This is a genomic window from Delftia sp. Lp-1, from assembly GCF_020523835.1.
Classification (GTDB): domain Bacteria; phylum Pseudomonadota; class Gammaproteobacteria; order Burkholderiales; family Burkholderiaceae_C; genus Comamonas; species Comamonas acidovorans.
Window position 1 is genome coordinate 1,926,932 of record NZ_JAJALJ010000001.1, and the last position, 22,071, is coordinate 1,949,002.

15 protein-coding genes are annotated in these 22,071 nt (G+C 65.5%); 9 read left to right on the forward strand and 6 right to left on the reverse strand.

All coding sequences use genetic code 11. The annotated features are described in order from the left end of the window. The first annotated feature begins 94 nt into the window (after positions 1 to 94). The 3 genes from LGR64_RS08550 (at position 95) to LGR64_RS08560 (ending at position 2,337) form a co-directional block, all read left to right on the forward strand. Entirely contained in the window at positions 95 to 418 is a 324-nt protein-coding gene (locus LGR64_RS08550) for an ArsR/SmtB family transcription factor (RefSeq protein WP_012206185.1), read from the forward strand. Positions 419 to 458: 40 nt separating this feature from the next. Beyond that, entirely contained in the window at positions 459 to 962 is a 504-nt protein-coding gene (locus LGR64_RS08555) for an arsenate reductase ArsC (protein WP_230355256.1), read from the forward strand. Between the two features lie 88 nt (positions 963 to 1,050). Further along, positions 1,051 to 2,337 (forward strand): arsenic transporter, encoded by a 1,287-nt coding sequence (locus LGR64_RS08560; protein WP_141831482.1) that lies wholly within the window; start codon positions 1,051 to 1,053, stop codon positions 2,335 to 2,337. Positions 2,338 to 2,397: 60 nt separating this feature from the next. Here the strand turns inward: LGR64_RS08560 and LGR64_RS08565 are convergent, their stop codons facing one another. Then, positions 2,398 to 2,778 carry a hypothetical protein gene (locus LGR64_RS08565; protein WP_141831483.1) on the reverse strand — a complete coding sequence of 127 codons (381 nt, stop codon included), beginning with the start codon at positions 2,776 to 2,778 and terminating at the stop codon, positions 2,398 to 2,400. 531 nt (positions 2,779 to 3,309) lie between these two features. Here LGR64_RS08565 and LGR64_RS08570 point away from each other — a divergent pair. From LGR64_RS08570 to LGR64_RS08580, 3 genes are all read left to right on the forward strand, one after another. Next, the gene (locus tag LGR64_RS08570; protein WP_442873821.1) at positions 3,310 to 7,209 is read left to right on the forward strand and encodes an IPTL-CTERM sorting domain-containing protein; all 3,900 of its coding nucleotides are present in this window, start codon (positions 3,310 to 3,312) and stop codon (positions 7,207 to 7,209) included. Positions 7,210 to 7,423: 214 nt separating this feature from the next. Further along, positions 7,424 to 7,861: an acetyltransferase gene (locus LGR64_RS08575; protein ID WP_230355258.1), complete on the forward strand. Its 438-nt coding sequence runs from the start codon at positions 7,424 to 7,426 to the stop codon at positions 7,859 to 7,861. A 144-nt stretch (positions 7,862 to 8,005) separates the two neighbouring features. Then, positions 8,006 to 8,485: a GNAT family N-acetyltransferase gene (locus tag LGR64_RS08580; protein ID WP_230355259.1), complete on the forward strand. Its 480-nt coding sequence runs from the start codon at positions 8,006 to 8,008 to the stop codon at positions 8,483 to 8,485. Positions 8,486 to 8,521: 36 nt separating this feature from the next. On the opposite strand, the gene LGR64_RS08585 is transcribed toward LGR64_RS08580, so the two are convergent. The 3 genes from LGR64_RS08585 to LGR64_RS08595 form a co-directional block, all read right to left on the reverse strand. Further along, positions 8,522 to 8,962, reverse strand: coding sequence for a hypothetical protein (locus tag LGR64_RS08585; RefSeq protein WP_013801890.1), 441 nt, complete (start codon positions 8,960 to 8,962; stop codon positions 8,522 to 8,524). Positions 8,963 to 9,297: 335 nt separating this feature from the next. Beyond that, a complete protein-coding gene (locus tag LGR64_RS08590; RefSeq protein WP_141831487.1) occupies positions 9,298 to 10,407 on the reverse strand; it encodes an extracellular catalytic domain type 1 short-chain-length polyhydroxyalkanoate depolymerase in 1,110 nt (369 codons plus the stop codon). Positions 10,408 to 10,417: 10 nt separating this feature from the next. Beyond that, positions 10,418 to 10,831 carry a CopG family transcriptional regulator gene (locus LGR64_RS08595; protein WP_013801892.1) on the reverse strand — a complete coding sequence of 138 codons (414 nt, stop codon included), beginning with the start codon at positions 10,829 to 10,831 and terminating at the stop codon, positions 10,418 to 10,420. Between the two features lie 206 nt (positions 10,832 to 11,037). On the opposite strand from LGR64_RS08595, the gene trhA reads away from it, so the two are divergent. After that, positions 11,038 to 11,691, forward strand: a complete 654-nt coding sequence (gene trhA, locus LGR64_RS08600) for a PAQR family membrane homeostasis protein TrhA (protein ID WP_141831489.1) — start codon at positions 11,038 to 11,040, stop codon at positions 11,689 to 11,691. Between the two features lie 158 nt (positions 11,692 to 11,849). Continuing rightward, positions 11,850 to 12,173 carry a hypothetical protein gene (locus tag LGR64_RS08605; RefSeq protein WP_071957174.1) on the forward strand — a complete coding sequence of 108 codons (324 nt, stop codon included), beginning with the start codon at positions 11,850 to 11,852 and terminating at the stop codon, positions 12,171 to 12,173. 88 nt (positions 12,174 to 12,261) lie between these two features. Here LGR64_RS08605 and LGR64_RS08610 read toward each other — a convergent pair whose 3' ends face one another. After that, complete coding sequence (locus tag LGR64_RS08610) at positions 12,262 to 12,414, reverse strand: hypothetical protein (RefSeq protein WP_013801894.1); 153 nt, start codon at positions 12,412 to 12,414, stop codon at positions 12,262 to 12,264. 302 nt (positions 12,415 to 12,716) lie between these two features. Between LGR64_RS08610 and LGR64_RS08615 the strand changes: the two genes are divergently transcribed. Then, the gene (locus tag LGR64_RS08615; RefSeq protein WP_034398720.1) at positions 12,717 to 13,436 is read left to right on the forward strand and encodes a Crp/Fnr family transcriptional regulator; all 720 of its coding nucleotides are present in this window, start codon (positions 12,717 to 12,719) and stop codon (positions 13,434 to 13,436) included. On the opposite strand, the gene LGR64_RS08620 is transcribed toward LGR64_RS08615, so the two are convergent. Then, a complete protein-coding gene (locus LGR64_RS08620) occupies positions 13,433 to 21,988 on the reverse strand; it encodes a GH36-type glycosyl hydrolase domain-containing protein (protein ID WP_442873804.1) in 8,556 nt (2,851 codons plus the stop codon). The two genes, LGR64_RS08615 and LGR64_RS08620, sit on opposite strands and share 4 nt — an antisense overlap. Between the last annotated feature and the right edge of the window lie 83 nt (positions 21,989 to 22,071).

Genomic DNA, 22,071 nt, shown 5'->3' on the forward strand with positions numbered 1-22,071 from the left:
ATGGGGTGGCGTGGGTTGGCATGGGCTGGCACGATCGGTCAGCGCCGGCCTGGCCTATATTTCCATATTTGTTGAAATATCGTATGATTTGCCCATGGATGAATCTGAAGTCGTCGAATCCCTGGCCGCGCTTGCCCACCCCTTGCGGCTGCGCATCTTCCGCGCGCTCGTCGTGGCCGGGCCCGAGGGGCTGACGCCGGGCGTCATGGCAGAAAGCCTGGGCGCCGCCAACACCACGCTGTCTTTCCATCTCAAGGAACTGACCCGCTCGGGCCTGGTGACGCAGGAGCGGGCCAGCCGCAACCTGGTGTACCGCGCCGCCTATGAGCGCATGAACGGCCTGCTTGGCTTCCTGACGCAGAACTGCTGTGCAGGCGCGGCATGCGAGGTGGCCGACATGTCCTGCAAGTCCTGCTGACGCTGCTCCCCCGGTTTCCCCGCCCCTAACACTTCCTGCCATGACTTCCGACAAACCCCTGAATGTCCTGTTTCTGTGCACGCACAACTCTGCCCGGAGCATCCTGGCGGAAGGCCTTCTGAATCACCTCGGCGGCGGGCGCTTCAAGGCCTACTCCGCAGGCAGCAGCCCCCGCGACAACCAGCGGCCCCATCCGCTGGCGATTGCGGCGCTGGAGCAGGCGGGCGTGTGCACCGAAGGCCTGCGCAGCAAAAGCTGGGATGAGTTCGGCGCGCCTGATGCGCCCCCTATGGACCTGGTCATCACCGTCTGCGACAGCGCCGCTGGCGAGGCATGCCCCTATTGGCCGGGCCAGCCCGCCACCGCGCACTGGGGCTACGCGGACCCGTCGCAGGCCGAAGGCAGCGACGAAGGCCGGCAGGCCGCATTCCGCCAGACCCTGCTGGCCATGCGGCAGCGCCTGGAGCGGCTCGTCAACCTGCCGCCATCGTCCCTGGCCAGGCACGCGCTGCAGCAGTCTGCCCGCGACCTGGCCCGTGACTGAAGCCTGCCACTGACACCTGCTACCGACACCCGCCACCGAAACCGCTGCGGCCCCGCTGCCGCCTGCACATCCTCGAAGAAAACAGCACATGCTTGCGGCCCTCCTGATCTTTGCAGCCACCCTTGTCCTGGTCATCTGGCAGCCCGCAGGCCTGGGCATCGGCTGGAGCGCGTCGCTAGGCGCCATCGTGGCATTGGCCCTGGGGGTGGTGCACTGGGCCGATGTCGCCGTCGTCTGGGGCATCGTCTGGAACGCAACCGCCACCTTCGTGGCGGTCATCATCATCAGCCTGCTGCTGGACGAGGCCGGGTTCTTCGCTTGGGCTGCACTGCACGTGGCCCGTTGGGGCCGCGCAAGCGGCAGGCGCCTGTTTGCCTTCATCGTGCTGCTGGGCGCCGTGGTGTCTGCGGTCTTTGCCAACGATGGCGCCGCGCTCATCCTGACGCCCATCGTGATGGCCATGCTGGTGGCCCTGGGCTTTTCTGCCGCAAGCACCCTGGCATTCGTCATGGCGGCAGGGTTCATCGCGGACACGGCCAGCCTGCCGCTGGTGGTGTCCAACCTGGTCAACATCGTCTCGGCGGACTTCTTCGGCATCGGCTTCAACGACTACGCGTCGGTCATGGTGCCGGTGAACCTGGTGGCCGTGGCCGCCAGCCTGGGCGTGCTGTTCCTGTTCTTCCGCAAGGATCTGCCCCGCACCTATGCCTTGGAGCGCCTGCAGCCGCCATCGGCCGCTATCCGGGACCTGGCCACCTTCCGTGCAGGCTGGGCCGTGCTGGCGCTGTTGATGCTGGGCTTCTTCGGGCTGGAGCCGCTGGGCGTTCCCGTCAGCGCCGTGGCCGCGGCCTGTGCGCTGCTCTTGCTGACCGTCGCCGCCCATGGCCGGGTGATCAGCGCAGGCCGGGTCCTGAAGGGCGCGCCATGGCAGATCGTCGTGTTCTCACTGGGCATGTACCTGGTGGTCTATGGCCTGCGCAACGCAGGGCTGACCGGCGCCCTGGCCAGGGTGCTGGAAGTGTTTGCGGGCGGCGGCGTGTGGGGCGCCGCAATAGGCACCGGCTTTCTGTCGGCGGGCCTGTCTTCCGTGATGAACAACATGCCCACGGTGCTGGTGGGCGCCCTGTCCATCGAGCACTCCGGGGCCACGGGGCTGGTGAAGGAAGCCATGGTCTATGCCAATGTGATCGGCTGTGACCTCGGCCCCAAGATCACGCCCATCGGCAGCTTGGCCACCTTGCTCTGGCTCCATGTGCTGGCCCGCAAGGGCATGACGATTGGCTGGGGCTACTACCTGCGCGTCGGCATCGTCCTGACCCTTCCGGTCCTTGCCATCACGCTGGTCGCGCTTGCGCTGCGGCTGAGTGTGGGCTGAGTGTGGGCTGAGTGTGGTCTGAACGTGGGCTGAACGCCGGCCGGCCGGCGCGCTGGCGTATCAGCTGCTGCCGTCCTGCGCAGGCATCGGCACATTGGCGCGGCGTTCAAACAGGTGGGCCATGGCCTTTGCCGCCGCCTCGGCCGCTTCAGCGCGGCGCATCTCGGCCGGATCGTCAAACCCGCAGCCCACGGCCTGGGCCTCGGTGCCGGCGTAGTCGGCCAGCGTCTCGGCGCTGTCGCGGATGCTTTGCAGGGCGCGGGCCACCACGTCCATGTGGCGATGGCCCTTGGGCGTCTCCAGCCACGCCAGGGCGAGCTGGGCGATGGAGGAAATCTCTGCACAGCCTTGCTGCACGAGATGGTCCACCTGGGTGAGCGCATTGGACAGCTGCCGGGCGCTGTGGCTGTCCGTGGCGGTGGAGGGCTGGGTGGGGTTCATGCCATGTCCCTCCGCAGTTGGCCGGGCACAAAGGGCTGGCATGAGGGAGGGGCTGCGCCAAAAGACGGCGCGCAGGCGAGAGAAACGGCGTTCATTGTTCCGTGCTCCATTGCGGATCGAATCCACAGGCCATTGCATCTGCATTGACTGATGGATTCGGTGTACCAAGCCTCGCTTTCGGAGAGGCTGTGCCGCTATAGGACGGATGTTTTGAAGCATCAGCCCCGGGACAGGGGGCCGGGGCGGATGATAGCGCGGGAGGGGGAGGGGAACGCCCCTTTTTTGGGGGGCTGAGGCTTGCGAAACGTCCAGTCAAGCGCGGCACGAACGCACAGTCAAGCCACCAGGGCTGCGCGCCCGCAAGATGGCCGGCAGTGCGCATCCACCCGTGCCACACGCTTCCATAAACATGGCTTTCAGCGCTTGATACACAAGTGCTGAAAGCATTTTTCATGGCCGATCGCGGCTGGGTGGAACACAGCTCCACCCACCCACCGCATCGCCATGAAAACCCTTGCCCTTCGAATTGCCATGCTGCTGCTGACGGCGGCGGCTTCAGTGTCTGCTGGTGCAGTCACGGTATTCGACAACCTGGCAGCCGCCAATGACCCGTGGCTCATCCAGCACAACTCCAGCTACCACACCAACCTGTGGGTGGCCAACCGGATCCCGATTGGCAGCCAGTCGCTGCGCATCACGCAGGTGAAGATGAATCTCACCCAGATCGACCAGTTCGAGCTGCAAGTGTGCGCAACCGACGCCAGCGCCGCCACGCCGTTCGCGGACATGACGGCCTGCACCCCCTTCACCGCCGACGCGGCCACGCCAGGCATGCGCGTGTTCACGGGCGACCGCATCGTGGCGGCGGGCGACTTTGCCTGGGTGGTGGTGCGCAGCATCGGCCAGACCATGATCCGCCGCCAGATCACCACGGCCACCAACGACGGGCTGACCTGGTATTCGGGCGCGAGCCACAACCCAGCCTGGGTGGCCGAGCCGCAGACCTCCATCGGCATGACGGTCGAGGCCGGTTCCGTGCAGCTCGATGGCGTGTGCGGCAGTGCCAGCAGCGCCACGCCTCGCCGCTATCCGCCAGACGCCTTGCTGTGCAGCGTGGGTACGACCAGCGGCGTGATGGGTGAAACCTACTCCTTCTCCTGGGTGTGCCAGAGCAGCTACGGCGGCAACCCTTCGCCGCAATGCTCCGTGCCTCGCGCCTACCTCGTTACCTCCCAGGCCACGGGCGGCGGCAGCATCGAGGCGGGGCGCGATGTAGCGGCGGGGCAGCAGGCCAGCTTCACGCTCACCACGCCACCGGGCTATACGGTGCAGGTCAGCGGCTGCGGCGGATCGCTTGCGGGCAACACCTACACCACTGCGACCATTACCGGCAATTGCACCATCAGCGCCACCTTCGCCCCGCCGCCCACCAACGGCATGTGTGGCAGCACGGCGCCTTCGCTCACCTTGCCAACCCTCTTGTGCAGCGCCGGTTCGGCCACCAACCAGTCTGCCGCGGCCGACGCCTTCCGCTGGAATTGCGCAGGCATCAGCGGCGGCACCACGGCTACTTGCCTGGCACCGCGCCAATACATGGTGACAGTCAACACGGATGCGGGCATTGCCAGCGCACAGTGCACCCCGAACCCCGTGACCCATGGCTCCAGCGCCACCTGCGCGGCCACGGTGCACGACCCTGTCGCCCGCCCCTTCAGCGGCTGGGGCGGCGCATGCAGCGGCGTGGGGGCTTGCCAGCCCGTGGTTCTCGGGGCTACCACCGTCTCTGCCAATACGACGCTCATCACCTACGCCATCACCACCACTGCCACCACAGGCGGGAGCATGTCGTGCACGCCCAACCCCGTGCCCCACGGCCAGAGCGCTAGCTGCACTGCCACGCCGCAAACGGGCTTTCAGTTCACCGGCTGGACGGGCGATTGCGCGGGCACGGGTGCATGCCAGTTCACCAACGTGACCAGCGCGCACAGCGTGGGAGCCACCTTCGCGCCCATTACCTATGCCATTGCCACCCCCGCCGTCACCGGCGGCAGCGTGAACTGCACGCCCAACCCCGTGCCCCATGGACAAGACACGATCTGCGTCGCCTCGCCCGCTATGGGCTACCACTTCACCCATTGGTCGGGCGATTGCTCGGGCACTGCCAGCGCGTGCATTCTCTACAACGTGACCAGCCCGCGCAGCGTGGGTGCCACATTTGTGCTCAACACCTATTCCATCGGCATCGTCCCCGCCCCGGCCAACGGCACAGTCACCTGCACGCCCAACCCCGTCACCCACGGCCAGGATGCAAGCTGCACCGCCACGCCCGATGCGGGCTACCACTTCACCAGTTGGTCGGGCGATTGCACGGGCACAGGTGCATGCCAGTTCACCAGCGTGACCGCGTCGCGCACCGTCTCGGCCACCTTCACGCCCAACACCCACTCCATCGCCACCCCCGCCGCCGTCAACGGCACGGTCACCTGCGCACCCAACCCCGTTAACCATGGGCAGGACGCAAGCTGCACCGCCACGCCTGATGCGGGTTACCACTTCACCAGTTGGTCAGGCGATTGCGCGGGCACAGGTGCATGCCAGCTAACTAACGTGACCAGCCCGCGCAGCGTGAGTGCCACCTTCGCGCTGAACACCTACCCCATCAGCATCACCCCCGCCACAACCAACGGCACGGTCACCTGCGCACCCAACCCCGTCACCCACGGCCAGGACGCAAGCTGCACCGCCACGCCTGATGCGGGTTACCACTTCACCAGTTGGTCAGGCGATTGCGCGGGCACAGGTGCATGCCAGCTAACTAACGTGACGAGCCCGCGCAGCGTGAGCGCCTCATTTGTGCTCAACACCTATTCCATCGGCATCGTCCCCGCCCCGGCCAACGGCACGGTCACCTGCGCACCCAACCCCGTTAACCATGGGCAGGGCGCAAGCTGCACCGCCACGCCTGATGCGGGTTACCACTTCACCAGTTGGTCAGGCGATTGCGCGGGCACAGGTGCATGCCAGCTAACTAACGTGACGAGCCCGCGCAGCGTGAGCGCCTCATTTGTGCTCAACACCTATTCCATCGGCATCGTCCCCGCCCCGGCCAACGGCACGGTCACCTGCGCACCCAACCCCGTTAACCATGGGCAGGGCGCAAGCTGCACCGCCACGCCCGATACGGGTTACCACTTCACCAGTTGGTCGGGCGATTGCACGGAGGCGGGGGCATGCCAACTCACAAATGTGACCAGCCCGCGCAGCGTGAGTGCCACATTTGTGCTCAACACCTATTCCATCGGCATCACCCCCGCCACCACCAATGGCACAGTCACCTGCACGCCCAACCCCGTGACCCACGGCCAGGACGCAAGCTGCACCGCCACGCCCGATGCGGGTTACCACTTCACCAGTTGGTCAGGCGATTGCACGGGCACGGGGGCATGCCAGCTCACCAACGTGACCAGCGCGCTCAGCGTGAGCGCCACCTTCGCGCTGAACACTTACCCCATCAGCATCACCCCCGCCACAACTAACGGCACGGTCACCTGCGCACCCAACCCGGTTAACCATGGGCAGGACGCAAGCTGCACCGCCACGCCCGATGCGGGTTACCACTTCACCAGTTGGTCAGGCGATTGCACGGGCACGGGTGCATGCCAGCTCACCAGTGTGACCAGCCCGCGCAGCGTTTCGGCCACTTTCACCCACGACCCGGTCGATGCCACCTGCGGCTCAGCGGCCAATGGCGCTGTGGCCTTCAAGCCCAGCGCGAATCTATGCGCCACGGGCACGCCAGGGATCGTGCTATCCGCTGGCGGCCAATACAAATGGCAGTGCAGCGGTGAATATGGCGGCGCAGCGCAGCAGTGCAGCGCACCGTGGCAGAGTGCGGGCGGCAACGGCAATCTGGGGGCGGTGGAGGTGGACAGCGCGAACGGCTGGGAGATCAGCAACGCCGCCTTTGCCTCCACCTTGCCCGCGCCCTTGCCGTCCCATGTGCGTGCGGTGCACGCGCCGCTGGGCCTGGTGCTGGGGCGTGTCGCTGGCAATGCAGATGCACAGGTGACCGTGCACTTCACCACACCAGTGCCGCAGGGGGCCGTTTATTACAAATACGGCCCCAGCCCCGACGGGCTGGGCTGCACCGGCGCTGCCTGCGCGCAGCCGCACTGGTATGCGCTGCCGGGCGCGCAGTTTGCGCCCGACGGCCTGAGCGTGACCTTCACCCTGGCCGATGGCGGCGTGGGTGACAGCGATTCCGTGCCCAACCAGATCACCGACCCCGGCATGCCCGTGCTGCTGGCCCCGCAGGCCATCCCCGCACTCGGGCCCTGGGCGCTGGCGCTGCTTTCGCTGCTGGCGGCGGGTCTGGTGGCGGTGCGTCGCCGAGCGTTGAGCGGTGGTTGCGCACCGCTGATCAGAAAGTGAAGCCAAACTGTCACCAAGGCAAAGCCGCCCCAGCGACGGGTTTCAGATGAGTTGCCGGCGGGACACAGGGGCTCCGCAAAGTTTCCTGTTGCGGCCCATGCATAAGTGCTGCCGAAACAGCGCCGCCGTTGAGTGTGTACAACGGGGGCCGAGGCGACTTCGCAGGTGTGTCCCGTCATACTTCACGCAACGCTGAATCATTTGCAAAGTTGCCATGTACACACTCCGCACATCACGTCCTGAAGATGGCGCCGCTCTGGTTGACCTTTGGCGGCGTTCCGTAGACGCCACCCATCACTTTCTCAGTCCCGATGATCGAAAGGCAATTGATGCCGAAGTGGTCGAGTTTCTGCCTCATGCGCCGGTGACTGTTGCTGTGGATGAACATGACCAGCCCCATGGCTTCATGCTGATCGATGGCACGCACATGGAGGCGCTGTTCATCGATCCGGATGTCCGCGGCACCGGCATCGGCCGCAAGTTGTTGCAGCATGGATTGGCGCTGCACGGGGCATTGAGCACAGACGTCAACATGCAGAACTCCCAAGCGGTTGGCTTCTATCAACGGATGGGGTTCGTTGAAACTGGACGTTCGCAGGTGGATTCGCAGGGACGCCCATATCCTCTTATTCACCTGCGATACCAGGGCTAGCTGGAAGCAGGCCGCTGGGGCCTGCCTTGCAGCAGCAACCCCTTACTGTGGACTGCTGCCCCCTTGGTTGACGCTCAGATACACATTCGGCAACCACCGTTTTGGTACGCTTTGAATTTGATGGATAGACAACCAGATACAGGCATGATTTTGAAATTCAAGCGGCTCACTGAAGTTGATCCGGCTCATATTGTTTCGCTGAACAACAATCCAGATGTGCTGCGACAAATGCCGCTTGGAAGTGCGGATTTCGACCTGGCGAAAGCAAATGAATGGGCTCAGCAAAAAGATGCCCAGTGGCAGCAATACGGCTATGGGCCGTGGGCGTTTGAAATTGATCAGCAATTTGCCGGCTGGGGCGGCTTGCAGTACGAGGAAGGTGATGCCGACCTCGCTTTGGTGCTTCACCCCAAGTTCTGGGGAAGTGGCAAGGCCATCTATCAAGAGATAGTGAAACGTGCATTCACTGGCTTGGGGCTGAACTCCATCACGATTTTGCTGCCACCTTCAAGAACCAGAATAAAAGGAGTTCTCAAGATGGGATTTCGGCCAGATGGCGCATTGGATATCGAGGGGACTCGTTTTTTGCGCTATCGCCTGCATGCACCCGGCAAACCCGCTTGACCAGATGTTGGAGCAGCGCGTCTTGATCCCACGCGCTCACACCTTGGCGAGGAAGGCCGCCGCATCACCCGCTTCACACTTCCAGTCTGCGAAGACACCAACCAGATTGCATTCCACGCAGTGGCAAGCGATGTAGTACCAGCGCACGTCGTGTGTGCCCTCGTACACGGAGACGCCGGACATCAGTTCGAACGTCTCGTTCTCGCACACGCACTCGTGTGCCTCGGGGGTGGCCTCTTCAACATATTCCGCGCTGTCGCCCATCAGGTGTTCCTGCCCGCAGTCGGTGCAGGTGCGGATGGCCACGCCTGCTTCTTCATCCGTCTGCAGCGCAAAAGTCCGGCACCCGCAATCGCATTTGGACGAGGCAAACCGGACGGCCTCATGAAGATTCGCAATGCTGTAGCTGCGCAGCTCGGCTTGGGTGTCGCCGGAAGTCGTCCCGTACCAGAACTCGCCCTTCTTCGTCAGTGCCATTGATACTGTTCCATTCTTCAAGCTGGGCCTCTCGGCAGACCTGACGCCAAGCTTTCCCGATGTTCTGGATTTTGCCTGATGGCACGGTGAATCGTCGCCAAGGGGCCGGGCCGAGGTGGTCGCCGACAAGGGCTGCGGAAATCCCTGGATGCCGATTCTTGGAGATTGCAGCCAGAGACCATCAAGTTCAACTGTTGATCGCCGCCGATGTTCGATGTTGAAGCTCCTGCGTCAGCTCTCAGCCTGAGACCATTGTTCGGAAATCTGCAGCGGCTGCTCCGCAGCGGTTGCTGCCGCCCAGGGCCTCCTCGCGAGCTCGCTGCCGGTGCCGCGCGTCAGCAGCCGTGAGCACGCTTGTGCGAAAGGAAGAAGCGAAGCATCTCGGCGCTGGCGTCGATTCCTCCTGGCGTGGTGTAGCTGCCCTCTGAGCTGCCGCCGGACCATGCGTGGCCTGCGCCATGCAGTTGCCAGTGTTCAATGGCGGTACTTCCGTCGGCCGCGACATAGGCAGAGCGGGTGAATCGCTGGCGGTTCGGCGCATGGCCCTGGATGACGCGAGGTGCGCCTTGGGGACTTTGCGCGCTGCGTGCAGCATTCACCACGGCCGCGCCGTTGTCGTGGTGCACCGTCGTGTCGGCATCGCCGTGAAACACGATCACTGGACACACGCTGGGACCGCTGGCCGAGCCTGATGCTGCGCCTCTTCGCATCGCCTCGAGGGCTGATGGCAGATTGGACGCAGCACCGGCGGGCAAGCCTGAATGCACACCCACGGCGGCGAACAGCTCAGGGTAGGTGCGTCCCAATATGTCCGCCATTGCACCTCCAGCCGATAGTCCGGCGACATAGACACGCGATGCGTCCGCGCCATGGTCAGCCACCATCTGGCGTGTGAGGCCCGCCAGCAGTGCTGGCTCGCCCCGGCCCCGCTGCTGATGCTGGGCCTTGAACCAGTTCCAGCATTTTTGCGAGTTCGCATGCTGTGTTTGTTCAGGATAGAGCACCAATACACCAGCCCTGCGTGCCTGGTCATTCATGCGCGTGCCGGCGGCGAAGTCTTCCGGCCCTTGGGTGCAACCGTGCAGCATGAGGACGAGCGGCCGAGGCCCCGCTTCAAGTGCACTGCCTGGCGGAACATACAGCCGATAGGCCAACTGCCGGCCTCCGTGCGAGTAGCTGCCGCGCAGCCATTGCTCGTCGCTGGATGTGTCTGCCTGCGATGAGCCCGCAGGCACGGCGAGTTCGGGAGCATCGTCGATGAAACGGGCTTCAGCATCGACGATCCAGCCTTCTTCCCTGTGACTGGTTGCGGCTGTCTTGCCGTGGGGCGCGGGCGGGCTTTCGCCTCGCAAGGTGCGCTGAATCAGCTCGGTTGCTTCCAGCAAATTGCCAGTGCGCGTCAGGCGTGTAGCCTCGCCCAGCATGTCGTGAAAAAGCTGTTTCATGGAATGGTTCTCAGGTAATGCGGCCGGCCAGAGCGGCACGAACGGCGGGGCTGGCCTGGAGCGCTCCCAGCACCGTGATGGATTCGATGGTTTCTGCGGCCAGCTGCGCAGGCACGTCCTGCGCGATGCTGGCCAAGCCCAGCACCCGGATCTGCAGCTTTTCCCCGGCAGCCTGCACCCGCATGAGATCGGCCTGGGAGAAATGCTGCATGCCCAGGACCAGCATCTTGCGGGCGACGACCTGTTGCAACGCGTCCGCGTGGCTGCGCAGGTGATTGCGTATCGCTGTACGGATGAAATCACTGCGGTTTGCGTAGAAGCCTTCGGCGACCAGCAGGTCGATTTGGCCCAGGTCGACATAGCCCAGATTGATGGTGAGCTTCTCGGATTCGCTCACGCGAGGGGTGGAGGTGGTTGTGGCCATGGAACATCCTTATGCCATCCATATGGATGGTTTGAGGATGGTTTCAAGGCCTGATGTTTCAATTTGGCGCTGCACGTCGCGTGGTGTCCGGTGGATGGGCGCTCCAGCGTGTCCGTTGCCATCATTGCCCTGTCACGTCTGGGCCGTAAGGTGGCCGAGCCGGGCCACCACGCCCGGCGTTGCTCAGCCATGCGCCAGGAGGCTCCATGCAAGATTTTCAGGCAGGCTCGCCGCACGGCCCTTGCGTTTGGGGCCAGCCAGGCGAACGGTTCAATACCTGGAGTCATCTGGCAGCCCTGCCCGTGGGCCTGGCGGCCAGTGTGGTTCTCATCTGCGAAACGGTGGCCGGCGGCGATGCGCGCAAGATTGTGGGCGCTGTGGTGTTTGGCCTGTCTCTGGCGGCGCTGTTTGGCGCATCGGCCCTCTTTCATGGCTGTACCGGGGTGCGCAAGCGTTTCTGGCAGCGCGTCGACCACGCCTGCATTTACCTGCTGATTGCCGGCAGCCACACGCCCTTTGCCTTGATGGCGCCCCCTGGCTTGTGGGCTTGGCTGCTGCTTGGCGGCGTATGGGGGCTCGCATTTCAGGGTGCGATACGTGCACTGGGTTTCGATTCGCCGCCGCGCCTGTCCCTGTACATCAGCCTTGGCTGGCTCAGCTTGGGGGGCGCGGTGCCGGTGGCCTTTCGCCATGGTGCGCAGACCCTGGCCTGGCTGCTCGCCGGCGGACTGCTCTATTCGGCAGGAACGGTGTTCTACCGTCGTCTGGCGAGCATGCGCCACGCGCACGGCATCTGGCATCTGTTCGTGGTTGCCGGCAGCGCCTGCCATACCGTCGCGGTAGCCGGTTTGCTCGCCTGACCTCCTGCCATTCATGGCTTCGACACCCTGCCGTCCTGATGAGGCTGTTTGCTTACGCAATTTCGGCGGGGCGGACCTCATCGAAAATTCTGGCATGGGCTTAAAACATGGTCGAGGCGGGGTGCATCTATCTCTTCCTCATCTTCGAGGAGAAGGCCATGACTGCATCGATTTCACTGAGGTCACTGCTTGGCAGGCCTCAGGACCCTGATCTTGCCGACCAGGCGGTTCCAGGGCACGGCGTTCCTTCGCAGGACCCCGACCAGGCAGCACAGATTCGAATGGGCAAGGCAGAGGCCTTGCGGGAGTCCAAATCGACCATGGTGGCCGGCTTCATGATTTTTGGCGCAGCACTGGGGTCTGTACTTGGCGCGGCCGTGGGAGGACCGGTTGGAATATTCGTTGGGGGCGCCGTCGGTGGCCTGGTGGGCGCCGGATGCGGGGAGGCGGCTGGAGCCACGTGGATCAAACACAAGGATTGATGGACCGGCCGAATGCAGAAACCCGTCCTTTGCGTCCATTGAAATCAAAAAGGGCCCGAGGGCCCTTTTTCGTTACGGAGCGGCTGGATTACTGCTTCGGTTGCCCTTGATGGGCTTGCTTCTTTTGCTCTTCAGCGGAGCCCGGCTGATGCTGCTTGGGAGCAGTTTGCTGTGGCTGGGGCTTGCTGGGCTGGCCAACGGGCTGCTGGCTTTTGCCTGGCGTGTTCTGGGAAACGGACATGTGAAACTCCTATGGTCTTCAAAAGCCAAGATGGCTCCTGAAAGTCCACTGTGTTCCTGGTCCAGGCGATGGGATGTAGTCAAACCGGCCGCGGACAGATTATGTTGTAAGCGTGGCGGCACAAGGGTTTTCGAGGGGCTTTCTGGATGCGGGGGGCCCGCAGGGCCAGGCACAGATGCCACTGCCGGTATGTGCGGTACCGCACAGAGCTGGTGGGCCTGGCCCGTAAGATGCAAGAGCGTCATTTCTGCTGCCTCCAGACTCTCTTGAAGTGCCGGGATGACTGCACTGGAATTGCCTTTATGCCCTCTTGCGCCGCGTCCACCGGCAATCATTTGCTCGACTCCTTGCCACCCGAGCCATGGCAGCGGTGGGAGCCTGCGCTGGAGCCCGTGGAGCTTGCCCTGGGCCAGGTGCTGTATGAAGCGGGCCGGGTCATGAGTCACGTGTACTTTCCCACGACGGCGATCGTCTCCCTGCTGTACGTGATGGAGAACGGTGCGTCGGCGGAGATCGCGGTGGTGGGCAACGAAGGGATTGTGGGCATTTCCCTCTTCATGGGCGGAGGGTCCACGACCAGCAGGGCGGTCGTGCAAAGCGCCGGCAGGGGCTATCGGCTGAAGGTCGGCGCCATGCAGGCGGAGTTCGAGCGCGGTGGCCCGGTTCTTCACCTGTTGCTGCGCTACACGCAGGCGTTGATCACCCAGATGGCCCAGACCGCCGTCTGCAACCGTCACCATTCACTTGACCAGCAGCTTTGCCGCTGGTTGCTGCTGAGCCTGGACCGGCTCCAGGGCACGGACCTGGTGATGACGCAGGAGCTGATCTCCAACATGCTCGGAGTCCGCCGCGAGGGCGTGACCGAGGCCGCGCTGAAGCTGCAGCGCGCCGAGATCATCCGCTATTCGCGTGGCCGCATCAGTGTGCTGGACCGTACGGGCCTGGAGCAGCGCTCCTGCGAGTGCTATGCGGTGGTGAGAAAAGAGTACGACCGGTTGCTGCCGGACATCACGGCTTGCTAGGTCCCGATCGCGGCCTCTTGCAAAGGGATGACAAAGCAGCTGTGCGCTGCCAGCTCTGTCCAGCGCAGCCTCTGCGATACCTGCAGCATCACTGCACCCTCCACGGCACACCTGGCCGCCAGCGCGTCGGTGCTGCCGCGAACCAGGAGAAAGCGCATGCTGCGGCCCTCCCGTTTCAATACCAGTTCGGCCTGGGGCCAATGGGAAGGAAGGCAAGGGGTGAAGAACAGTTCCCCGGCGTGTATGTGCAGCCCCAGGATGGATTCCACCGCGGCGCGATGCATCCATGCAGCCGAGCCCGTGTACCAGCTCCATCCGCCCCGTCCGACAAAAGGGGGCTGGGTGTATACGTCTGCTGCCATGGCGTAAGGCTCGATGGCGTATTGGCTGCCCCATACGGGATGGCTGGCGCGATGGGCCGGACTCAGGTAGGTGAAGTACCGGTAGGGTGTGTCCTGAAGGCGCTCGCTGCCGGTGGCGGTGGCATGCGCCGCCTGGCGCAGGGCCAGCGAAGCGGCGGCCATCACGGCCCACGCTCCGGCATGGGTGTACTGCCCGCCGTTTTCCCGCACCCCTGCCGGGTAGGCCTGGATATAGCCTGCATGCGGAAGGCCATGGACCAGGGGCGGTGCCAGCAGCGGGATCAGGCCTGTATCGGGCTGGACCAGCTCCGTGTCCACCGCTTCCATGGCAATGCGCGGGCGCGAGGTGCCTGACGTGGTGACCAGGACCGACCAGGCCTGCGCAATCAGATCGATGCGCGCCTCGGGCTGCCGGGCCGAACCCAGTACCGTGCCGTCATCGAAGAACGCCCGCCGGTACCAGCGCCCATCCCAGCCCGCAACATCCAGGGCCTGGCGCCAGCCGGCCAGGGCTGTCTGCCAGGCGTCGGCCCGTGCTTCGTCGCCGCAGCCGCGTGCCAGCGGTATCCAGTCCGTGACGATGGCGCACAGGAACCAGGCGAGCCATACCGATTCGCCCCGGCCTTGGTGACCAACAGCGCTCATGCCATCGTTCCAGTCTCCTGCGCCCATCAGGGGCAGGCCGTGCACGCCCACGGCAAGGCTGCGGTCGATGGCGCGCGCCGCATGCTCGTAGACCGAAGCCGAAACTTCGCTGATGCCCGGTGTTTCGTAGACGTCGTCCACGCCGTCGGCAATGGCGGGCGCCTCCAGGAACGGAACCTGCTGCTGCAGCAGCGCCGTGTCGCCAGTGGCCTGGAGATAGTGCGAGCAGGCGAAGGGCAGCCACAGCAGGTCGTCGCTGCAGCGGGTGCGCACGCCGGCACCCGAAGGCGCATGCCACCAGTGCTGCACGTCCCCTTCGAGAAATTGCCGTGAGGCGCACAGCGTGATCTGTTGCCGCAGCACGCCGGGATCGGCCCAGACGAGCGCCATGGCGTCCTGCAATTGGTCGCGGTAGCCGGTGGCGCCTCCCGCCTGGTAGAAACCGGCCTTGGACCACAGCCGCGAGGAGACCGTCTGGTAGGGCAGCCAGCGGTTCACAAGCACGTCCATCAGCGGATCGGGCGTGTGGATCTGCGTGGCCTGGAGCAGGCCATCCCAGTAGTCGCTGTTGGCCTGTTCTCGTGCCTGGGGGGCCAGGACGGTGGCTTGCTCCAGCAACTGGCGCGCCGCATCGGGACTCGTGGCATGGCCGATCAGATAGGTCTGCTCCCAGGCCACGCCGGGCCGAAGCGTGGCCAGGCGCGACAGGGCTGCGCAGGGTTCGAGCCCGTATCCGCTGCGCTGCCCCAGCTGTGCCGGGAGCTGCAAATGTCCGTCGGATGCAAAGAACTCGCTGCGGTCGCAGGTCCAATCAAGGCTGTCGTGCTTTCCCGCGAGGGTGCCTTCGCCGGCATGCGATTCGCAGAAGAAAGCCGTGCCGCCGCCAAAGCCGCCCGCAGCCTCGGTCTGGGTGCATAGCAGGCCCAGAAAGCGCTTGTCGGGCGCCGGTGCCCACAGGGCCATGGTCTCCAGCGTGGCGCGGTCGGCCCGGCGCTCGCCCAGCATCCACTCCACCATGCCCGCCATCCTCAGGTGCATCTTGGAGTTGCCATGGTTGACCACGGTGATGCGCACTTGCTTGACGGCCGTCCTGATGTCCACGCACCAGCGCGCACGGATGCCCAGGTCGCCGTGGCGGTGGGCGATTTCAGTGAAGCCCTGGCCATGCACCACGCTGTAGCGGGCCTGGGCGTGCCCCCAGGCGTTGGGGGCCACGCTCCATGTCTCGTGTGTGCGCCGGTTCTGGAGAAAAAACCACTCGGACGGCATGTCGCAGACGGGATCATTGGACCAGGCCGTGACCTGATTGAGCCGGCTGTTGATCGCCCAGGTATTGCCTGCGCCGCTTTCGGATATCTGCCCTCCGAAGCCCGGGTTGGCCAGGACGTTGATCCAGGGCCTGCCCGGACGCCGGGATGCGCTGACATCGAATTGGAAGTGGCCACGGTCGCCGAGGAACTGTCCGGTCGATGCGGGGACAGCCGAGCCCCGGCTTGGCTGGACCGGTATTTTCTGAGGCAGATGCGCTGTGCGTCGCCGGCTGGCCTGGGCCTCGAACTGCTCGCTCCAGGCATGGATCTGTTGCAGCAATGCACGGCCATCGGCATGCAGGCGCACACATGCCAGGCGCTCCAGGCAGGCTGCCTGCGCAGGGGTGAGCGTGTCCTGGCCCAGGACATGAAAGCCTGTCGTGCTGAGCCCTGGGCGGGCGTTGCCGGCCGCCTCATGCTGTTCGCCGATGGCGTTCAGCTCGGCCTGCACCGGCATGTAGTAGGAGTGGAACTCGCTGCTGAGCACGACCAGGTCGCAGGCTACGCCGGCGCGCGACCATTCGCCCAGGGCCTGTCCCAGTATGCGCAGCAGGCCCAGGCCTTGGGGCGCCGCGGCACTCACCACGATGATCGGCCTGTCGCCCGAAAGGCCCAACTGCCACAGCACGCGCCGGTCCTGGATCTGCGGCAGGCGGACGGCGCCTGCGCGATGCGGGTGCAGGCCGGGCTGCAGCTTGGGCAGGGTGAACATCAGCGCCGTGCCCAGCAGTTGCAGTGCCGGCAGGTACTCGGGCCGGGGCCGGTGCTGCAGGGCATCCTGGCCCTGCGCCAAGGTGGCGGAGATCACGGAGGTGCGCTCCACATAGCTGGGCTGGCGGTACTTGTCCAGGATGGCCATGAGGGTGCTGGCACTGTCGCAGGCAGCCGTCGCAAACACCACGCTCACTTGTCCGCCAGGGCCCACGCGCATGCGCACGCCCAGCACGGCGACGGGGTCCAGGCCGGTGTCCAGCGCGACAGCTTCACCCGGTGCGGGCTCCAGGCACGCCTGCGGCTGGCTGGCCGCGTGATTGCGGCCGGCCCATTTCGCCCGATCGCTCTGGTAGCGCAGGCCCAGGACCTCCCCCTGCGTGCCGGCCACGAAATGGGCCATCTGCACCACCTTCTCCTCCTTGTGGCGGGCAACCCGCTCAAAACGCATGCCCTGCTGCTGCGCCAGCCACTGCGCCTTCACGAACATGCTGGAGAACGCCGGGTGGGCCTCGTCCGCGCCCGCGCCGGCCAGGACCACCTCCATGGCCGATATCAGCTCCACGTCCATGGGCAGGTTACCCAGGTTGTTCAGCACGACCTTGCGCAACTCGATATCGTCTTCAGGGCTGATCCAGACCGTGGTGCGCACACGCCACTGCGGCCAGCGGGCATCGAAGCACATGCGGTCCGGGTGGAACGTGCTGGTGTAGGCCGCCTGCGGATCGGGTGCCGGGCTGCGGGTCACGGACACCGGGGCGCTGTCCCGGTCCGTTCGCAGGTAGACAAAGCTCCCGTGCGCATCGCGCAGCAGGTCGTCGCGCCAGCGCGTGATGTGGGTGTTGCCCAGGCGGCTCCATCCGGCTCCGTTGGCGCGCAATGCAACGCTGTAACGCCCATTGCTCAGCAAGAGGGTCGGCTCCAGGGCCCGGGCCCCCGGAACGACGGTGCGGATCGCGTTGGCAGGCCGTCGGGACTGGGCATGCAAAAAGGGTGCGGCCAGCGCGCCGGGCCTCAGGCTTGCAAGCTCGCGGGGGGTGCGCTCCTGCAGCAGCGTGGACATGGCCTGGATGCGGGGGTGGTCAGAGCCCCAGCGCTGTGCAACCCCTTGCAGCAGCACATTGGCCAGGGCCACGATGGTCATGCCCTGGTGATGGGCCATGTAGGTGCTGACGAGCGTGAACCTTCCGCCATGGATTTGCCGTGCGGCAGAAAAGTCCAGGGCCTCGTAGAAGCCATAGCGCCCGCGCGCAGCCAGGGCGGCCAGCGCGCGGAAGTTCGCGCACGCAGGTACCGCAGCCACCTGGCAGGCCAGCGCCGTGGCATAGGGGGCGATGACTTTCTCTGCCATCGGCGTGCGGCGCAGTGCCAGGCAGGGCACTCCCTGGGAGGCGTACTGGTAGGCCAGCGATTGGTCGCGCGCCGCATAGGCGCTTTCCGACATGCCCCAGGGAATGCCCAGGCCCTTGGCAAAAGCCATCTGCTCGCGCAGTGCGCAGCGGTTGGCCTCGTCCAGCGCGCTGCCCGCTGGCTCCACTGCCACCAGCGAAGGCATCAGGTACTCGAACATGGACCCCGACCAGGACCGCAAAATCGCGTTGCGGCCATGGGCGAAGAACGGCCGGCCCAACGCCTTCCAGTGCCTGGCGGGAAGGTCGCCCTTGGCAATGGCCAGCAAGCTGGTGGTGCGGGACTCGGAGGCCAGCAGGTCGTAGAACGATGCGTCGAGCTGCTGCTCCTCGAGCCGGTAGCCTATGTGCAGCAATTGCCGCCGCGGGTCGAGCAGGAAACGGAAATCCGCATCCCACGCCAGCTGTTCCAGGGTGTGGGCCATCGTCCGCAGGCGCAGGGAGATCCCATCTTGCTGCCCCGCGCCGACGGCGCTGACGTCCAGGGCCGCCGACTGCAGGGTGGCCAGCAGGTCGGCCAGCAGCCATGGCAAGGGGTCCTGCGGCCCGGGCGGGGTGTCGGCCACGGCCCCAGGTTCCGGCAGATCGAGCGCGTGAAGCTCCGCAAAGGCGTCGCGCAGCAATCCCTGCAGCATCATCTGGGCCGATATGTCTGCGGGATCGGCCAGGGGGCTGTCCAGCAACTGGCCGATAGCCGTCTGCTGCAGCGGGCGCTGCAACAGGCGCGCTGCGCCCGCCAGGCAGGGTTTCAACCGGCGCCTGGCCGCACGGATCGCCTGCTGGCTGGCCGCAGGATCCAGCGGGGCGCGGGCCAGCTCAAGGCAGGCGCGGGATACGGCAAGCAGATGGGCTCCGAGGTTGCCGCTGTCCACGGTGGAGACATAGCGAGGCAGCAGCGGCTGCAGGCTCTGGGTGTCATACCAGTTGAGGAAGTGGCCGTTGTGGCGCTCCATCCTGGCCAGCGTGGCCGAGGTCGCTTCCAGGCGCATCAGCAGATCCTGGGTCCCTATCCAGCCGAACTGCCGCGCACAGACGGCGCTGAGCAGATAAAGGCCGATGTTGGTGGGAGAGGTCCGGTGGGCGAGCACCTCGAACGGCGCCGTCTGAAGGTTGTCCGGGGGCAGGTGGTTGTCGCCTTCGCCCACGCAGCGCTCGAAAAGCCGCCAGGTGTCACGCGCAATGTCCTGCAGCAGTTCGCGGTCTGTAGTCTGCAGCCCTGCATGGCTGAAAGGGGCCCGCCACGGGGCATTGCACAGCCAGACCAGGGCCGGGGTGAAAACCCAGGCGGACAGCAGCAGCCATGCCGCGGCTGGCAGCGGGGCGGGCAGCAGCCACAGGGCCGCCAGCAGCGCAAGCGCGAGCACGGTGCTGTGCCAGTGCCTTGACAAGGCCGGCGCCCAGCCGGGCCGGATGGCGGCATGGGATGCTTCGGCGGTGGTCCATTCCAGCAGATGCCTTTTGCTTACGGCCATGCGGTACAGCGTGCGGGCCACGGCATCCGCGTGGAGCATGGCCTGCGGCAGCAGTTGCGCCAGGTACCACGCGCCGGACAGTGCCACCTGCAGCAACTGCCTTGCGCACTGCAGGGCGAAGCGGCTGCCCACGAATCGCGCATGGTGGGGAAGGGCACCGGCGATGGCGCCTATCAACGGCCCGGTGATGCAGGCCGCCGCCGCCAGTGCCAGGGACAAAGGCAGGGCCAGGCCATGTCCTGCCATGGACAGCACGATCAGCAGCAGCGACACGGGCGCAACCAGTGAGCGGCGCAGGTTGTCGAACAGCTTCCATCGGTGGATGGCCGCCAGTTGCCAGTACCTGCCGTGCCACAGCACGGGCAGCAATTGCCAGTCCCCGCGCACCCAGCGATGCAGCCGGGCTGCTGCCGTGTCGCTGTGCAGCGGGTCCGACTCCATCACGGTCACATCGGAGATCGCCGCGCAGCGGGCCAGCGAGCCTTCCAGCAGGTCATGGCTGAGGATGCGGCCCTCGGGCAGGCGCTGCGACAGCACGGCGTGCAGGGCCTGCACATGGAGAAGGCCCTTGCCGATGAAACTGCCTTCTCCAAAGAGGTCCTGGTACACATCCGAAGTGGCTGCGCTGTAGGGGTCCATGCCCCGCTGTCCGGAAAAAAGCCACTGCCAGGCAGAGGTTTGCCGCGTCTGCGGCAAGGGCGACACCACGTGCGGCTGCAGGATGCCGTAGCCGCGTATGACCTTGCGCCCGGTGGCATCCAGTTCAGGCTGGTTGTGCGGGTGCTCGGCGATGCCTACCAAGGCCCTGACCTGGCCCGGCGGCAGTTCGGTGTCGCTGTCCAGCGTCAGCACATAGCGCACGCCGGCAGGCAGGTCGGACAGCACGCCCATCTCCAGGAAGGGGGCCGGCATTTCCGTCGCCAGCGCGGCCACCAGTTGCTCGAGCTTGCCGCGCTTGCGCTCCCAGCCCATCCACAGGCCCTGCGTCGCGCTGAAGGAACGGGGGCGGTGCAGCAGCAAAAAGCGCTGGGCCTGGCCCTCCCCGGCGGGGTAGCGCAGGTTGAGCGCCTGTATCTGTTCGCGTGCCTGCGCGAGCAGCGGCTCATCGTCGGCCGTGCCCTGCCGGTCCGCATCCGCCCAATCGCTCAGCAGCGCGAAATGGACACAGTGCTCCGGATTGGCGAGATAGTGCAGCTGCAGGCGGTGTGCCAGTTCGGAGATGGCAGCAGGCTTGCTCAGCAGCGCAGGAATGACGACCAGGGTGCGCGCCGAGGGGCCGATCCCCTCCTTCAAGAGAAAGCGCGGCAGATGCGCTGGAGTGGCGGACTCGCAGATGAGCCGGTTCACCAGGGCCAAAACCGCCTCGGAGGCCGGGAAAAACATGAGCAGTCCCAGCAGGGCCAGGCCTGCATGGCCCACCCATGCGTCCAGCGGGCCCAGGGGACCCAGTGGACCCTGCATCGCGGCGGCATTGCCTGCGCCGTTGAGGTGCAGCATCCATGCCACCAGGGCCAGCGAAGCTGCCACAACGGCGCCGATGTAGGTGACCGTGCGCGACAGCAGGAGGATGGCATACCAGCGGTCCGACAGGGGCCGTCGCGCGCCGAACATGTCCTCCAGTTGGGCGCGTCCCTCGCCCTGCAGCCAGTACCCGGCCAGTTGGGCTGCGCCCTGCGACTGGCCCATCAACCGGATGAGGGCCCTGGCCACGGCGGCCTCGGAGCGATCAGGGCTGCGCGCGGCCAGGCGCTCTATGCCATGCAGCGTAGTGTTGCGGCTGGCATCGTCCTCGGCCAGGAAAACGGGCGAGGCTTGCAGTGCGCGCACGACCAGGCTGGTCCTGCCCACGATACCGGGCCAGTCCCCGGCGCCCACCAGCCGCAGCGAGGCCACCGCATTGCCCACGCTCAGGTGGTCGGCCGCGCTGTCGGCATGCTGCTGCACCTGCAGTGCCGCCAGATCGGGCACTGCACTGCGCAGCCACTCTTCGATCTGCATGTACGCGCCGTCGCTGAAGACCGAGCGATGCCCGAAGAGTGTTTGCGCCAGATGGGACAGGAAGACCTGGCCTACACCGCGCAATTGCATCAAGCGGTGGATTTCGTGGAAGCCGGCGGCATCGAGCCTGTCGATATGGCCCGCAGCCAGGGTGGCCACCTCCTTGGCCGCCGCCTGGCACGCAATCCGCTCCGCCAGGCGCCTCAAATTCTCGACCAGAATCACCCGCAGCGTGGTGGGCAGCGCCCAGAGCTCACCCTGGCTGAGTTCGCTCTTGCTCTGGTATGCGTCAAGAAAGCAGGTCAATAGCGATTCATCGAAGGCACCATCGGTGTGGGCGACAAAGGACCATGCCACCTGGTAGATGCGAGGAAGGCCTGTGAGCGGGGCCTCCTGCAAGACGGGCAGCGAGCGGTAGTAGCGGGTGGAAAGGCCTTCGCTGATCTCCCGCAACTGATCCTCGATCAGGTGGAAATTGTCGAAAAGCCACTCTGCGCCGGATCCCAGCTCATGGCCCTCCTGGTGCAGGCCGGCGATGTACCTGAATGAGGTGCGCAGGGATCTGAGATTGTTTTCAAGACGTGGATAGAACGTCGCCTGGCCAAAACGTGGGCGGCCCACGGCATGCGCGCCCCCCAGGGTCATCCCATACTGTTCAAAGTGTGCGCAGCCAAAAAGCTCCGACCTGATGGGTGCCAGGACTTCTCCATGGCGGGCATCCAGCAGGT

What these genes read in the sequence shown, in the direction of transcription:
- LGR64_RS08550 (WP_012206185.1), top strand. Translation starts at nt 95, where the DNA reads ATGGATGAATCTGAAGTCGTCGAATCCCTGGCCGCGCTTGCCCACCCC.
- LGR64_RS08555 (WP_230355256.1), top strand. Translation starts at nt 459, where the DNA reads ATGACTTCCGACAAACCCCTGAATGTCCTGTTTCTGTGCACGCACAAC.
- LGR64_RS08560 (WP_141831482.1), top strand. Translation starts at nt 1,051, where the DNA reads ATGCTTGCGGCCCTCCTGATCTTTGCAGCCACCCTTGTCCTGGTCATC.
- LGR64_RS08565 (WP_141831483.1), bottom strand. Translation starts at nt 2,778, where the DNA reads ATGAACCCCACCCAGCCCTCCACCGCCACGGACAGCCACAGCGCCCGG.
- LGR64_RS08570 (WP_442873821.1), top strand. Translation starts at nt 3,310, where the DNA reads ATGCTGCTGCTGACGGCGGCGGCTTCAGTGTCTGCTGGTGCAGTCACG.
- LGR64_RS08575 (WP_230355258.1), top strand. Translation starts at nt 7,424, where the DNA reads ATGTACACACTCCGCACATCACGTCCTGAAGATGGCGCCGCTCTGGTT.
- LGR64_RS08580 (WP_230355259.1), top strand. Translation starts at nt 8,006, where the DNA reads ATGATTTTGAAATTCAAGCGGCTCACTGAAGTTGATCCGGCTCATATT.
- LGR64_RS08585 (WP_013801890.1), bottom strand. Translation starts at nt 8,962, where the DNA reads ATGGCACTGACGAAGAAGGGCGAGTTCTGGTACGGGACGACTTCCGGC.
- LGR64_RS08590 (WP_141831487.1), bottom strand. Translation starts at nt 10,407, where the DNA reads ATGAAACAGCTTTTTCACGACATGCTGGGCGAGGCTACACGCCTGACG.
- LGR64_RS08595 (WP_013801892.1), bottom strand. Translation starts at nt 10,831, where the DNA reads ATGGCCACAACCACCTCCACCCCTCGCGTGAGCGAATCCGAGAAGCTC.
- trhA (WP_141831489.1), top strand. Translation starts at nt 11,038, where the DNA reads ATGCAAGATTTTCAGGCAGGCTCGCCGCACGGCCCTTGCGTTTGGGGC.
- LGR64_RS08605 (WP_071957174.1), top strand. Translation starts at nt 11,850, where the DNA reads ATGACTGCATCGATTTCACTGAGGTCACTGCTTGGCAGGCCTCAGGAC.
- LGR64_RS08610 (WP_013801894.1), bottom strand. Translation starts at nt 12,414, where the DNA reads ATGTCCGTTTCCCAGAACACGCCAGGCAAAAGCCAGCAGCCCGTTGGC.
- LGR64_RS08615 (WP_034398720.1), top strand. Translation starts at nt 12,717, where the DNA reads ATGCCCTCTTGCGCCGCGTCCACCGGCAATCATTTGCTCGACTCCTTG.
- LGR64_RS08620 (WP_442873804.1), bottom strand. Translation starts at nt 21,988, where the DNA reads ATGACCCTGGGGGGCGCGCATGCCGTGGGCCGCCCACGTTTTGGCCAG.